The organism is Heyndrickxia sp. MSNUG (assembly GCF_049532715.1).
In the GTDB taxonomy this organism is placed as follows: Bacteria; Bacillota; Bacilli; order Bacillales; family Cytobacillaceae; genus Mesobacillus.
In genome coordinates, this window is the sequence record NZ_CP150978.1 from 2,672,691 (window position 1) to 2,687,646 (window position 14,956).

At 40.1% G+C, this 14,956-nt stretch carries 14 protein-coding genes; 12 read left to right on the top strand and 2 right to left on the bottom strand.

The genetic code is table 11. The annotated features are described in order from the left end of the window. Window positions 1–147: 147 nt before the first annotated feature. The 4 genes from AABM38_RS13400 to AABM38_RS13415 are packed head-to-tail and all read left to right on the top strand — an operon-like array spanning window position 148 to window position 3,990. On the top strand, window positions 148–1,254 hold the full coding sequence (locus AABM38_RS13400) for a dipeptide epimerase (protein WP_423406886.1): 1,107 nt from the start codon (window positions 148–150) through the stop codon (window positions 1,252–1,254). Then, window positions 1,241–2,170 (top strand): NlpC/P60 family protein, encoded by a 930-nt coding sequence (locus tag AABM38_RS13405; RefSeq protein WP_423406887.1) that lies wholly within the window; start codon window positions 1,241–1,243, stop codon window positions 2,168–2,170. Before AABM38_RS13400 ends, AABM38_RS13405 begins: the two co-directional genes overlap by 14 nt. A gap of 2 nt (window positions 2,171–2,172) precedes the next feature. Beyond that, window positions 2,173–3,183, top strand: a complete 1,011-nt coding sequence (locus AABM38_RS13410) for an ABC transporter ATP-binding protein (RefSeq protein ID WP_423406888.1) — start codon at window positions 2,173–2,175, stop codon at window positions 3,181–3,183. A gap of 12 nt (window positions 3,184–3,195) precedes the next feature. Then, window positions 3,196–3,990, top strand: coding sequence for a serine hydrolase (locus AABM38_RS13415; protein WP_423406889.1), 795 nt, complete (start codon window positions 3,196–3,198; stop codon window positions 3,988–3,990). 259 nt (window positions 3,991–4,249) lie between these two features. On the opposite strand, the gene AABM38_RS13420 is transcribed toward AABM38_RS13415, so the two are convergent. Further along, on the bottom strand, window positions 4,250–5,476 hold the full coding sequence (locus AABM38_RS13420; protein WP_423406890.1) for an MFS transporter: 1,227 nt from the start codon (window positions 5,474–5,476) through the stop codon (window positions 4,250–4,252). Between the two features lie 365 nt (window positions 5,477–5,841). On the opposite strand from AABM38_RS13420, the gene AABM38_RS13425 reads away from it, so the two are divergent. From AABM38_RS13425 to AABM38_RS13445, 5 genes are all read left to right on the top strand, one after another. Beyond that, entirely contained in the window at window positions 5,842–6,714 is an 873-nt protein-coding gene (locus AABM38_RS13425) for a carbon-nitrogen hydrolase family protein (RefSeq protein WP_423406891.1), read from the top strand. Between the two features lie 20 nt (window positions 6,715–6,734). Then, a complete protein-coding gene (locus AABM38_RS13430; protein WP_423410733.1) occupies window positions 6,735–7,406 on the top strand; it encodes a GNAT family N-acetyltransferase in 672 nt (223 codons plus the stop codon). A 333-nt stretch (window positions 7,407–7,739) separates the two neighbouring features. Next, window positions 7,740–8,456: a 3-ketoacyl-ACP reductase gene (locus AABM38_RS13435; RefSeq protein WP_423406892.1), complete on the top strand. Its 717-nt coding sequence runs from the start codon at window positions 7,740–7,742 to the stop codon at window positions 8,454–8,456. A 141-nt stretch (window positions 8,457–8,597) separates the two neighbouring features. Beyond that, on the top strand, window positions 8,598–8,771 hold the full coding sequence (locus AABM38_RS13440) for a hypothetical protein (protein ID WP_423406893.1): 174 nt from the start codon (window positions 8,598–8,600) through the stop codon (window positions 8,769–8,771). Between the two features lie 27 nt (window positions 8,772–8,798). Continuing rightward, window positions 8,799–9,104, top strand: coding sequence for a GNAT family N-acetyltransferase (locus AABM38_RS13445; protein WP_423406894.1), 306 nt, complete (start codon window positions 8,799–8,801; stop codon window positions 9,102–9,104). A gap of 247 nt (window positions 9,105–9,351) precedes the next feature. Here the strand turns inward: AABM38_RS13445 and AABM38_RS13450 are convergent, their stop codons facing one another. After that, window positions 9,352–9,711, bottom strand: coding sequence for a hypothetical protein (locus tag AABM38_RS13450; RefSeq protein ID WP_423406895.1), 360 nt, complete (start codon window positions 9,709–9,711; stop codon window positions 9,352–9,354). A gap of 184 nt (window positions 9,712–9,895) precedes the next feature. Here AABM38_RS13450 and AABM38_RS13455 point away from each other — a divergent pair, with 184 nt between their 5' ends. The 3 genes from AABM38_RS13455 (at window position 9,896) to AABM38_RS13465 (ending at window position 14,817) form a co-directional block, all read left to right on the top strand. Next, window positions 9,896–13,348, top strand: coding sequence for a hypothetical protein (locus AABM38_RS13455; protein ID WP_423406896.1), 3,453 nt, complete (start codon window positions 9,896–9,898; stop codon window positions 13,346–13,348). Window positions 13,349–13,557: 209 nt separating this feature from the next. Then, window positions 13,558–14,097 carry an HD domain-containing protein gene (locus AABM38_RS13460; RefSeq protein ID WP_423406897.1) on the top strand — a complete coding sequence of 180 codons (540 nt, stop codon included), beginning with the start codon at window positions 13,558–13,560 and terminating at the stop codon, window positions 14,095–14,097. A 105-nt stretch (window positions 14,098–14,202) separates the two neighbouring features. Next, entirely contained in the window at window positions 14,203–14,817 is a 615-nt protein-coding gene (locus AABM38_RS13465) for a PH domain-containing protein (RefSeq protein ID WP_423406898.1), read from the top strand. Window positions 14,818–14,956 lie beyond the last annotated feature (139 nt).

Here is a 14,956-nt window from a genome sequence, read left to right on the forward strand (position 1 = left end):
CAGTGTCCTGCGGGCGCAGCTGGTCAGGTGAGACCCCGCAGGAGCGAAGCGACGAGGAGGCTCAGCGCCAGCCCCGCGGAAAGCGAAGCGCCTGGAACGAAAATCAACAGCCCTGTTTAACAAAGCCTAAAAAAAGGGGATATTGATATGATCATTGAAAAAATTGAGACATTCCGCACAGCTGTCCCTTTAACCAAGCCTTTTAAAACGGCGCTTCGCACAGTAACAGTCGCAGAAGCAATCTTTGTTAAAATAAGCTGTGACAATGGGATTGCAGGCTGGGGAGAAGCTCCTCCGACATTGGTCATAACTGGAGACAGCCTGGCAAGCATTGAATCTGCAATCAATGATGTGATTAAACCACTCTTATTAAAAAAGAATCTGTTAAACTATGAAGCTATTTTCCAGGGACTGAAGTCAGCCCTTATTGGCAATTCCAGCGCAAAGGCTGCAGTTGATATGGCATTATATGATTGCATATCCCAGAATTGCAGTTTACCACTTTATCAATTCCTCGGCGGTTATAAGAAAGAAATAGAAACTGATTTTACTGTTAGCGTGAACAGTCCTGAGGAAATGGGTGAGGATGCAGTTGCTTATGTGAGCAACGGATTCAACGTCCTGAAGGTGAAAGTAGGTATAGGTGAAATAGCAACAGATATCGCCCGAATTCAAGAAATCCGACGCCGGATTGGCAATGATATAAAAATCCGCCTCGATGCTAACCAGGGCTGGAAGCCAAAGGACGCAATCAGGGCAATCAGGAAAATGGAGGACATGGGCCTCCAAATCGAAGTGGTCGAACAGCCAGTAAAAGCTGATGACCTTGATGGCCTTAAGCAGGTCACAGATTCTGTAGATACATTGATTATGGCTGATGAAAGTGTATTCAGCCCGAAACAGGCATTTGAAGTAATAAAGCGAAGAAGCGCTGACCTTATCAATATTAAGTTGATGAAATCAGGTGGAATTTACCAGGCTCAAATGATTAACCAGATGGCAGAAACAGCCGGTATTGAATGTATGGTTGGCAGCATGATTGAAACACGCCTAGGAATCACTGCCGCAGCCCATTTTGCAGCAAGCAAGAAAAACATCACCCGTTTTGATTTCGATGCTCCGCTGATGCTGGCAGGCGAAGTGATAGCAGGTGGAATTAAGTATAACGGAAGGACCATTACCCTTCCAGACCGCCCGGGCTTAGGGATTGAAGATGTAATGATAGAAGGAGGAGTAATAAGTGGAAAGCAATAATGTATGGCTAGTCAATGTTCCGGTCGCAACGTTATGGACTTCTTATGATTCTGCAAGAGAAATAGACCAGGATGCAATCTCCGGTTCACTCGACCTTGTTTCATGGCTTGAAAAACTGACATATGAACCACGGCTCCAATTATGTGACAATAACCTAGTACAATCACAAGTACTTTTTGGTCAGGAAGTTCTCATCATCGATGAATTCGACGGCTGGGCACATGTTGTTGTTCCTGACCAGCCATCTGGAAAGGACGAGCGCGGATATCCTGGCTGGATTCCCAAGTCCCAATTAATCCAGCAATCTGATTGGTACATAAAACATGGACCAGTTGTAGTAGTGACTTCGAAAACTGCTATGCTATTTTCTGAGAAAGATGAACAGATCATGGAATTAAGCTACCAAACCATGCTCCCTGCCATTGAACATAGTGGAGATCGCATCCGTGTTAAAACTCCAACCGGAATTGGCATTTTAAAAACAGAAGATGTCGTTCTATATCCTTCTGAAAATAAACTTACAAAACGGAATGGGACAGCTATTATAGCTGCCGGTGAACAATTTCTAGGACTACCATATTTATGGGGCGGGATGAGCAGCTATGGTTACGATTGTTCCGGTTTCAGCTATAACATGTGCCGCGCCAATGGTTATATTATCCCGAGAGACGCACATGAACAGGCAGCAGAAGGTATAAAGATCGATTTATCTGATATTCAGCCAGGTGATTTGCTTTTCTTTGCGTATGAAGAAGGCAAAGGAAGTATTCATCATGTAGGGATTTATTATGGAGACGGAAAACTGCTTCATTCACCTAATACTGGAAAAAACATTGAAATTATCTCGCTTGAAGGAACCATTTACGAAAAAGAACTCTGTGCAGCAAGAAGGTACTGGATGAATACGGGGGAATAAAAATGGAAAAACAAGTTTTATTGAGTGTAAAAGATTTAAAGAAACATTTCTATATGGGTAAAAATGAAATCCTAAAAGCGGTTGATGGGGTAAGCTTCGATATTTATAAGGGTGAAACCTTCGGGCTTGTTGGCGAATCAGGATGTGGCAAGTCTACTGCAGGAAGGACGATGATCGGTTTATACGACAGAACCGATGGAAAAGTCATCTTTAACGGAAAAGATGTCCATTCAATGACCGAAAAGGAAAGATTTCAGTTTCATAGGCAAATGCAAATGATTTTCCAGGATCCTTACGCATCTTTAAACCCGCGTTCAACCGTCAAGGAAATCATCTCGGAACCAATGGAAGTCCATGGCCTTTACAAGGATAAGAAAGAACGTCTTGAGCGCATTTATCAGCTGCTTGAGGATGTAGGGCTTAACCGTGACCACGCTAACCGGTATCCCCATGAGTTCAGTGGGGGCCAGCGCCAGAGGATTGGCATCGCAAGAGCACTTGCCCTGGATCCGGATTTCATTATTGCTGATGAACCGATTTCTGCTCTTGATGTATCTGTTCAAGCCCAAGTAGTCAATCTTCTTAAACGGCTGCAGAAGGAAAAGGGATTGACCTATTTATTCATTGCACATGACCTTTCAATGGTAAAACAAATCAGCAACAGGATTGGCGTTATGTATTTGGGCCACATCGTGGAGCTTACAGCAAGCAATCAGCTGTACAAGAAACCGCTTCATCCGTATACACAGGCATTGCTATCAGCCATTCCAATACCTGATCCAGATATTGAAGATAAGCGTGAAAGGATTATACTTGAAGGAGAACTTCCTAGTCCAATGAATCCTCCAAGCGGCTGTGTTTTCAGGACACGCTGTCCGCAAGCTATGGAAATATGTGCGAAGGAAAAACCTGTATGGCAGGAAATAGAGTCGGATCATTATGTTGCTTGTCATCTATATGATGAGAAGCTCTCTGACAGCCAGAAAAAAGAAGTCCATTTAAATATCAGATAAGGAACGATTGATATGAACATAGAGCAACTTAAGCTGAATGTTTATAGTGAACTCGCCAGGTGCAAGGGCCGGGCGAGTTTGTTTATGGAGATTGAGGGCAAGATTATTGAATTTAACAGTCAAGAAGTTTACCAATCTGCCAGTTTGATTAAAATTCCGATTCTATACGAAGCACTCCGACAAATTGAAGCTGGCATCATCAATCCTGATGAACATGTGAACATAAAAGATAGTGACAAAATCGGTAACACCGGTGTCCTGCAGGTCTTACATGGTGTTAAGTCCTACACCATAAGAGACTTGCTTACTCTTATGGTGATTGTCTCAGATAATTCAGCTACAAACCTGATCATCAATCTCCTGAGTAAAGAATCCATAAATAAAACGATTAGAAGTTTATCCATGTACAATACGATCTTGCAGCGTAAAATGCTGGATTTCCAGTCTGTAAAATCAGGCATGGATAATTTCACCACAGCAGCAGATATTGTGAAATGCTTGAAAGAAGGTGTCACAGGGACTGCTCTAACAAAAGCTTCAAGAGACATATTTCTATCCATTCTCAACCAGCAGCAATTCAGAGAAAAATTGCCAGCTTATATGAATGAAGAGTATATAACAGCAGGAAATAAAACAGGTGAATTGCCTGGAATCGAGCATGATTGTGCGGTAGTGATCTATGGAAACACCAGGGCTTTTGTCGCAGTGCTAATTGACAACCTCGCAGAGCCTGAAATTGGAAGGTCAACTATCCGACAAATAGGGAAGCATATTAACGACTTTATTAGAGGCGATTCGACAATATAATAAGCAAAACACTATCATGCGATATGATATTAATATCAACTGCTAGCAAATTGCTACTATTGTAAAAAACTTTTCTGTAAATAAAAATTAGGTAAATAGACTTATTCTTTTGGACATTTTCATTCCATAAGTAAATTTCTCGTTTTTAAATTTTCCTTATATTAAATTGAGGTTTCAAGAAGACAAGATGACAGTCCGACCAATTCTTGCATTCATCACTTGAAAGAACGAGGAGCACAGAATCCTCGTTCTTTTTCATTTACATTGTTTTTTCGATTAATTTTATTTTTTCTCTTTTGAGGCTAAATTTTAACGACCATATTAAAAATGTGGTTCCTGCAATAATGTACATTAGTCCTCCAAATAAACCTACAAGTCTCGGACTAAACCACTCTAATGCAACGCCGGTGAACAGCATAGAAAAACCGATGATCGTGTTGGAAATCGTCGCTAAAAGACCAAAGTACAGGCCATGCCATTTTGCCGGGATTGTATCCATTGCGACCGTATCAAGGAGTGTGTTACCGATGCCGCTGAAAATGGCCGTCATGCAGAATAATATGGCGGCCAAACCAAAGAGTGCTGTTTGACTGATTGTCGCTAAAAATAATCCTTCTCCAATTAAACTTAAAAAGGAAAACAGCAGATATCGTCCTTTTATCAGTTTTGAAAACAGCGGGCTTATGATCAGACCCAATCCAAGAGAACTGTAAAACAACCCCACTCCTAAATCCGCTTTTCCGAATGTCTCCACGGCATAAACACTCAAAAGGACATTTTCAATGCCGTTAATGAGCGGAATGACCATCTCAAATACCATTAACAAAATCAAAAAAGAGGACGAAGCTAAAACGGGCCATAAATCACCATACTTTTCATTTTTAACTTTCCTGAATTTTTCCGTTTTCGTTCCAGATTCCAATGTTGGCAGCGTCGAAAGTATCCATCCAGCCAAAATAAAAGAAACAATGTTGATCCCGAATGCAGCTTTTGCTCCTAAAAAATAAGAGACGATGCCGCCACTTAAAGCACCAATGACTAAAACGAATCCCATTAAAACCTGTTCCCACGCATTTACTTCCTTTAAAGCTTTGGGAGAAACGATGGCTGGTATGCTGGACTTACGCACAGGCGAATAAATAGCTTCACCAGAGGCCAGCAGAAACGAGGATGCATAAACAATCCACATGTCCTCAGGACCATTGATCCACAGAAATGACAGGGCGATCACCGCTCTTGAAAGATCTGTGGTAATCAGGACTTTCCTTCTTTCAAACTTTGACGAAATCTTGCTGCTTAACGGACTGAATAGAAGAAAAGGAATCATTCGTAAGGCCATGGTGATTCCGACAGAAAGGCCAGAACCAGTCATCTGCAGGATCAGCGAAAGCAGAGCAACTTGGCTAAAACGATCGCCAATTCCATTAATAATACCTGCTAAGAATAGTTTCCGATAAGAAATTTCTGATTTTAACGTTTTAAACATTTTGTCCTCCACTAGATTAGATGCATAACTAATTAGATTTAAATCTAATTAGATTGTATTCGAAACTCTCTGAAAAAGGAATCATTTTTTTATGGTCGTTTTTCGGAAAAATTTTTGCTTTTAGATTTGGAGTATACTTTAAAGCCATTTCAAGAAGAAAACAGCCTTTAGAAAAGAGCATTATTAAAAATCATTCTTAATACCTCTTCCGAAAATCTTTAATGAAAATATAAATCAAAAAATCCGCTCCTATTTTAAGCAAAAGGTGTATTCATTAGAAGTAAAATGTTTTATAATGATTTTCGTATTTCCGAAACTTTGAATTCAAGATGACAATATCTTTTTTTATACAGGGGGAATGGTAGATGAAAATGAGAGTTTCAGCAGTCCAGTACCATCTTCATTCGATTAGATCGTTTGAGGAGTTCGCGCTGCAATGTGAGCATTATATTAAAACAGCCCAGGAATACGGTTCGGAATTCGTACTTTTTCCTGAGTTCTTCACTACACAATTGCTGTCAATCGGCAGTGAACAGGGAACAAGGCTGACCATTAATGAACTCCCTGGCTTTACTGAACAATATTTGAACCTGTTCCAGAATTTCGCTTTGGAAACGGGTATGCATATCATTGGCGGAACGCATGTGATTGCTAGAGAAGGCAAACTTTTTAATGTAGCACACATGTTTTATCCAGATGGAAGGATTGTAGAACAGGCGAAGCTTCATATCACACCAACAGAAGTTAATGAATGGAATATGAGTGCAGGAGAAGATTTCAGGGTATTTGATACAAAGAAAGGACGAATTGCTCTTTTAACTTGCTACGATATTGAGTTTCCTGAAATCGTCAGAATGGCAAAGGCGAAAGGGGCGGATGTGATTTTCTGTCCGTCTTGCACTGATGATCGCCATGGCTTTCATCGAGTAAGATATACAAGCCATGCACGAGCGGTGGAAAACCAAATATATGTAGTATTGACTGGAACAGTCGGTGCTCTGCCTACAGTAGACTTCATGCGTGCTAACTTTGGCCAGGCGGCAGTGATCACGCCTAATGACATACCATTCCCTCCGCAAGGATTGCTTGCTGAAGGTGAACTGAACAATGACATGATTGTAACAGCAGACCTTGACTTAGAGCTGTTATATGAAGTGCGAGAACGAGGTTCAGTTACAACTTGGCGTGATCGACGCACAGATCTTTACCCAGACTGGGAAGAAGCAGAAAAAATCTAATCCGATAAGGAGCAAACATGATGGAATACATTCGCGTCTCAAGTATTGAGGACCCGCTGTTCACTAAACTCCATAATTTGATGAAAGACGTTTTTCCTCCTGAAGAGGTTCTCGAGTTCGATTTATGGAAGGAGCCGCTTGAAGATCCAGGTATCCGTGTTTTTGTCGCAGTGCATGAGGATGAAGTAGTTGGTGTTACTGAATATCGCTACTATCCTGACTGGAATATTGCAATGACTGATTTTACGATTGTCGGCAAGCCTGGGCTGAGCCTTGGCCGTTTCCTGGCAAACAAACGCATGGAAGACCTGCAAAGCCTTGCTGGTGAAAAAGGTGTTGAATTGTTTGGCATGTTTGCAGAAATTTATGACCCTTATCAAAAAAAGGACCATGATTTCGGCGGGGTGAAAACGATGGATCCGTATGTTCGCCGTGAAGTGCTATCTCATTTAGGCTATAAGCGTCTTGACCTAGAATATGTTCACCCATCCTGGGAGAATGATGGGGAAGCTGTCGAGGGATTAGATCTTTGCTTCATGCCTGCAGACGATCATACAGTTGAATTGCCTGCTGCATTAATTTCTGATTTCCTGACAACCTACTATTCTGTTTTGGAAAACAAGCCGGAAAAATGGCTTAAAATGGTTGACCAGCTGACGAAAAAAGATACAGTAGCTTTATTGCCTTTATAAAAAGCGCAGACAGTCGAATCTATTTGATTCGGCTGTTTTTTTATTTGGCTCTGTTAAACAAGGATGTTGATTTTCGTTCCAGGCGCTTCGCTTTCCGCGGGGCTGACGCTGAGCCCGCAGGACACTGAATAGCTTCCTCGAATTTGCCCAAGCACGATGGAAATGCGTTAGCATTTTCGGAGGAGTCTAAGCGCCTTCCACTTCAATCAACAGGGTTAAAAAATCAACTTCGGCTATAACAGAGCCTTTTATTTAAAAGTCTCTTTATTTGTTTTAGCTAGCCGATTTTTCTATAATAAAACCTTGACTACACATTCTGAAGGGAGTCTTCATATGGAATCTTTAAAAGGAAAAACAGCCTTGATTACCGGAGCTGGCAGAGGGATTGGCCGTGCAGCAGCATTGGCACTGGCAAAAGAAGGGGTCAATATAGGTATGCTTGGCCTTACTCTTGCAAATTTGGAGAAGGTTACAGCTGAACTGGAGGAATATGATGTCAATGTCGCAGGAGCGGTTTCAGATGTGTCTGATATAGAGTCTGTACAGCATGCGGTAGAGCATATCACCTCTGAATTAGGACCGATCGATATCCTGATCAATAATGCAGGTACCGCTAAATTTGGCGGATTCCTTGAACTTGATCCACAAGAATGGGAAAAAATTATTCAAGTGAATTTGATGGGCACTTATTATGTGACCCGCGCTGTGCTGCCTGGTATGATCGACCGTAAAACAGGCGACATCATTAACGTTTCTTCAACCGCAGGGCAGAAGGGAGCACCAGTTACCAGCGCCTACAGTGCCTCAAAATTCGGCGTCCTAGGCCTTACTGAATCATTGATGCTCGAAGTGAGGAAGCATAATATCCGCGTCAGCGCACTTACACCAAGTACGGTGGCCACAGATCTTGCAATCGAATCAAACCTGACGGATGGCAACCCGGAAAAAGTCATGCAGCCTGAAGATTTAGCAGAATTAATGGTCGCCCAGTTAAAGCTGAACCGCCGCGTATTTATCAAAACAGCAGGCATGTGGTCGACAAATCCATAAATTTGTAGTTTGAAACGAGTGTAACTGCTAAAAGTTATGCTCGTTTTTTCTTTTATAAGGGTAGAAAGTATAGTTTCCATCACAAAAATGTAATGCTAAACATTTCCAAATAAAGTATTATTTAGTCAGAGGTGATTAGGGATGATCATTAGGGAAGCAACGGAAAATGAATTACCTGTTATTAAGGAACATAGAGTCACAGCTTATGAGGAGTATGCTAAGTTACTTCCAGATAGTCATTGGCTAGCATTAAAATCTGCGATCACGGCTGACATTGATACATTATCTAGTGCAGAATTATTGATAGCTGAATAAGGAGGAAGAATTCTTGGCAGCGTAGCATTGTTTCCTGCTAAAACGGACGCTTATCAAGGATTCGTAAAAGCTCAGGACTACCCTGAAATCCGCATGCTTGCCATAATGCCAGATGCTCGGAAAAGGGGCGTTGGAAGTGCATTGATAAAAGATTGTATTGCAAGATCCAGAGGCAGAAATGCAAAATACATTGGTTTACATACAGGGGAATTTATGACCGGTGCAATGCGGCTATATGAAAAAATAGGATTTCATCGAGTTTCTGAATTAGACTTCGTTCCAGCCCATGATGGAATTGTCGTTAAGGCATATAGGTATCAAATCCAAGAATAAGTGTACAACATTATAAATTGAAAAAGGCGCGAACCAATCGGTTTGCGCCTTTTTGATTCCTCCCAGACGGATGTGTCCTTCTGGAAAAGACACCAAATAACAGTGATAGGACCTGGTACTAAAACGAGGATTTTTACATAAGAAAATACATGCGAAACACCTTAAAATCATCATTATTATATTAAAAAACGACTTCGTTATCCTGATATACCTTTAATGAAAACAAAAAAAAACGGCTATTGCCGTTTTAGAATGCATATTGAAAAATCCCAAAATATAAAGGAAAAACAAAGAGCAAACCACTAAGTTTAGCACCAAGAGGCATTTCTTTATCTTCTTCCTCCAGCCCAAAATCCCCAGCGAATCGATCCGTAAAAAAAATGGTAAATAAGATATCCCACAATAAGCCAAGAATAAATACTAGCTTCCACACAATCGGGGTAAGCATTTCCGTTCCAGTCACATAACCGAATAAACCAAACCAGGTAATAATCGATATAACAAAATCAAGACGAGTCACATTATTCTTGTATTTTCCTTTAATCAAAAACCAAATTGCTGTTGTACCCATGAAGCCAAGATACATAAGCCATAAAAAGTCAGCCATTCTGTTAACCTCTTCATCTATAAAGTATGTATTTCATTATAATGGTGAAAACCCACGATGAAAATAGAAATTTGTCGAAAAATCTATTGAGCTACAACATAGATATATATTGAACTTCTTTATAAAATGTGTAAAATTACACTAAACGGTTAAAATTGGATTTCAGGAGAACAGGAGGATTAAGATGGAATTCATTCCTAAAGAAGAACAGCGACGGATATTCCGCAATGAGCTCTATAACTTAAAAGAAAAGGGGTATGTAACAAACGAGGAATACAAAAAAGTTTCTGAAGCACACAATGAATATTTTTCATCCATACTTGCACGCGAACAGAAGGAAAAAGAGTCGGCAATAAATGAACAATCAGCCAAAACAGCTATTGTTCAGCCTGTTTCTGAAAAAGAAATGAAGGTACAAGTAACCAAAATGCCTGTGAAAGTAAAACCGAAGAAAACATCTGAAGAAATACGAGAACGAAATATTTCATGGTCGCTGAATATAGGAGTCATTATGCTGTTGATCGGAGGCTTATTTGTCGCAACGAGCAACTGGGAAACCATGACTCCCTGGATGAAAGCCGGATCGATCGCACTTGTTTCTGCTCTGTTTTACGGGATAGCTTTTGTCAGTTATCGAATGTTAAAGATAGAAAAGACTGCCTTTGCATTTGTCGTGTTAGGAAGCTTATTTTTTCCAATTTTCACCTTATCGCTCGGCTGGTTCGAATTGCTTGGATCTACTCTTAGCTTCAACGGAGAAGGAAGATTCATTTTAGGTTTTATAAGCAGTTCCGTCCTGATTCCTGTTTACACTTTACTGGCTGAAAAATTATCATCAAGATTATTCGTGTGGTTTGCTTTCATCGGATCAACAGCCGCCGCGGCTTATTTATTAAGAGCAATCGGTCTGGATGCAGATGGTTTTTATCTAGGATTAATGATATACAACTCTCTGCTGATTGCTGGATATCATTATCTGAAAAAGAAAGAATTGTATACCCTTTTTACCAAGGAGCTTGCTTTCTATTCACAGGCTAACCTGATCTTATCTACATTATTAATGCTTATTTTCTTTGAAAATCACTTTTTTTACGGATTCAATTTGATTATGACTGCTGCCATTTATCTTTCGATGATTTTTGTGAATGGCCGTAAAGAGTATCATTTTGTTTTCAGCGCGATGATTGTCTTTGGAGCCTATCAAATTTTAGAAAATTGGAATTTCCGAGAAGCCAGCGTCATCGGCTATGCGCTTCTCGGATTCGTTTTCTTGCTGCTTCCCAAATTCATTAAAGATCAATTCGGTTTGAAGAGAGTCTTTCAGCTAACAAGCGCAGTTGTATCTGGACTCGCTTTTATCATGATTACGGCAGAAGGGATACTGTTGCATTCGCAGAATCCATCTCTTACACTTTTTGCAGCATATATGTTAATCGCAGTTAATTTTATTTATTTAGCGAACACTCATAAAAGCATGATATTCTGCTATCTTAGCCCGATCTTCCTGGCAGCGGCCTTGTTTGAAGCGGTTATGAAGCTGCATACCTGGGTCGATTTCCCAACGTTAATCTTACCGATCTACTTTATTGGATTCATTTTATTCACCGTTTTCGGATGGAAGCTTAAGGTCAAAAAACTAAGGGTCATTCAAAACAGCTCCAGAGATGTAGGTATGGTCATCATGTTTTTCATGATGATTGTTTCTTTCGCCATGTTGCATTGGCAGGAACTCGGAATTAAATTTTTCTTAACAGGTATCTTATTTTACCTAATGCTCAAAATTGAAAGCAGATCTTTTTTACCTTTATTTGCGCAATGGGCAGCACCCATCTCTGTTGGTCTATCAGTCGCTGCATTCTGTGAAGAAATCAGATCTCATTCAAGCATTTATGATGAATTTACAGGAATACCAGGAAATTTCGCAATTGCTGGGCTGCTTCTATTAGCAATCAGCTTCATTTTGAAGAATTTCAAGGAAATTAAATTGGCTGAAAGTACATTCTACAGCTCACACTGTTTTTATGCTGCAGCCTTATTTTTCACATTTACGGCGCCGATTTCTAGTGTTATAGGTGAATCACTTGTATGGCTTGGCGGCATCCTTATGTCAATCATCCTCTTTAAAACAACAAAGGATGTTATTATTTCCTATCTGACTGGTATTATAGGGCTTGTTTGGTACATCATCACCTTGAATTCTATAAACGAGGAATTTTATGATTTAAGTGCCACTTCAGAAACATTTCTCTTCCTGGGAGGAGGATGGCTGCTTCTCGGTGCAGCAGCAATGCTTTTACAGAAAGAAAAAGTTCTCGCGACCGGCCTTGCCTGGGTAGCTCATGTCTACTTGGCTCCTGCCTTGATTCTTTCTTATGTAATATATGAGCAAGATGGAGTTTGGAGCTATTTGGTGGCTACTGGTGTCTATATCTCCAGCTTGTTGTTTGTTAAGCAAGAATGGAAAGTGAAAGCCATATTGTATGGCGCCTTCACGACGTTATTTTTATCAATTAAAACAGGATTGATATATTTTTCAGATGAAGATTTTGGCTATTATGCCTTTTTGGCCACAAGTATCTTAATCGGAATTTTCTGGTTCACCGCTAAAGAATCTTTTAAGCTAAGAACCGTATATTATCTTGTTCCTTTTTCACTTCTGGGCATTGCCAGCTTCATGGTTACCTACCCCTACAGCTGGTTGCTTTTTGGGATGACCGTTTTGTATGCTGTTGGAACATTATTCTTGCTCCATCGAATCAAATGGGATTTGCTCAAACTGTTACCGTTGCTGATGATTTTCTATGCATCAATCCAATTGATCTACCAATCAAGGATTGATGTACTATTTGAGATCGTTCTTCTTGCTGCTTTCGGTGTCTCACTGCTGATTGCAGGAGGGATATTCTATTCCAACCTATGGGAAAATGGCAGCGTTTTTGGACTTAAAAGCCTGGATTCTTATACTATTGTTTCGTTTTTCTTCATTGTTTCGATTTCTGTATTCAAAACAGAAACCTTTTGGGCTCAAATTGTTCATGGCCTGCTAATGTCCGGAGCTTTCTGGCTTCAGCGAAAAAGAGTTCACATCGACTTGCAAATGGGCTTCACCTTTATTGCTGGGGCATATCTGCTGGTTCCATATTACGCCTCCGTTGAACAGTTAAATATCCCTGCTTTATGGCTTTGGGAAGTAAATGTTCTGCCATTTGTTGCGCTTGTTATCTTCTTGCGGTTTGTCACTAAAGGGAAATGGGAAACCATCACCGGCTATATCGAATGGGCCATCCTGATCATTGTTTCACTGGTGCTTATCAGAGACGGCTTAACGAGTAATACCATATATGACGCCTTAATTCTTGGATCCTTATCTTTAATCTCAATGCTGGCAGGGATGTGGCTGAGAGTAAAAGCATATTTCTTTGTTGGTGCAGGAGTATTGCTCCTCAATGTCATCCTCCAAACCAGGCCGTTTTGGGGAAATCTTCCTTGGTGGGGATATCTGCTCATCGGCGGCTCCATTTTAATCGCCGTTGCGAGTTTCAATGAATGGAACAAGCAAAAGGGAGCTAAAGGAGAAAAAACATTCATCATGACCTTAAGAGAGAAATTCAGCTCAAAATTTAAAACTTGGAATTAACATATATTAAGGCTGGTAAGGGGAGAGGCATCCAATCCATTACCAGCTTTTTTTATATAATGTATAGTAATGGGAGATGAGTTGTGGGAATATTAGATAAGACATGGTTGTCATTCTCATTGCCAGTATAGCAAACAGCTGCATTTCTTCTGAATATCTGTTACTATTCATTAAAATATGGGTATCACATCAGCTAAGGAGGTAATGAAATGAGGGATGTAACACTACTGAATATATTCGAACACCATATTGCACAAAAATATGTAAAGCGCTCAGGTATGGCGCATGCTATTGCCGTGGCATATCATGCTTTCCATCTTGCTAAAGAACATAAGGTAGATGTTGATATCGCTGCTAAAGCAGGTTTTTTGCATGATATCGGACATTTCACTTGGTATAGAAATGGGAAATGGGACTACGAATTATATAGAAAAAACGATATCCATCCAATTAAGGGAGCAGAGAGGGCTCACAAACTCTTAATCCGTCTCGGCGAAAACCCCGTGCAGGCGAAAGCCACTTCACTTGCAATTCTTTTCCATACTGACTCCTTTTTGCCATCAAATGATATCATCCGCACACCACTCCAGCAAGTCGTAAAATGGGCTGATGAAAAAGACGAAGAGGAAGGCGGAAACCACCACTACAGAAAAATCAGCAATGAACGGGCAAGAGAGAGTATTATTAGGCTCGACGGCATGATTGACGCAGAATTAAGAATGCAAAAAGAGAAGAAGCTGCTTTCTTAAAACGATATTGGAAACTTGATAGTCTCTCCATAAAATATGCTCCACCTCTTTTTGCCAGTTTATGTTAAAATAAAAACGAATATTTCTTAATGAAGAGGTGGGTAAATGTTTAAGAGAGTTGCTTCAGATGTATTAGGCTTAAGTGATGTTGGAAGTGTAATCAACCCGGCAGATTATGATAAAGTCGATGCTGATGATTATGTAATGCATGAGGATAACGAAAAGATCTACTTCTTGATTAAATCGAAAACAGATGAATATTGCTTTACAAATAAGGCATTGATCCATTTAGACGGGACAAGCGCTATGAGCAAAAAGCGAACATTGTACCGCTATAGTTTCAGTGAACACAAAATTACGAATGTCCATCTTGAAACCGCAGGCACCGTCGACCTTGATGTTGAGATAAAATTCGTCATCGGTTCCACTGCATTTTCAATTGATGTGCATAAAAAGCACATAGAAGAACTGAAGGATTTATATAAAGCTTTAATCCGTATTGCCGAAATTAACAGAGAAAATGAATTTTCAATGGAATATGCCCAGCAAAGCTTGAACCTTGCGGCGACTACATTAAGCAGAATTGCAACAAAAGAAGAGAGCGTCGTCAATGATTTCAGGGATTTGAATGAAATGGCCTTTAATTGGCTGATGAATTCCCGAAAAAAATACAATGTCAAAGATTTCGGGTTTGTATACGAGCGATATATAAACAATTAAATTATTGAACCGGCGCTAAAAATGGAGCCGGTTTTTTTCTTATTTAAGGCTCTTTCCACATAATCAGCACCCAATTATTTCCACATTTATGCAATTATTCATGCTAATATAAATATAGTAAATAACATGTGTCAAGGAG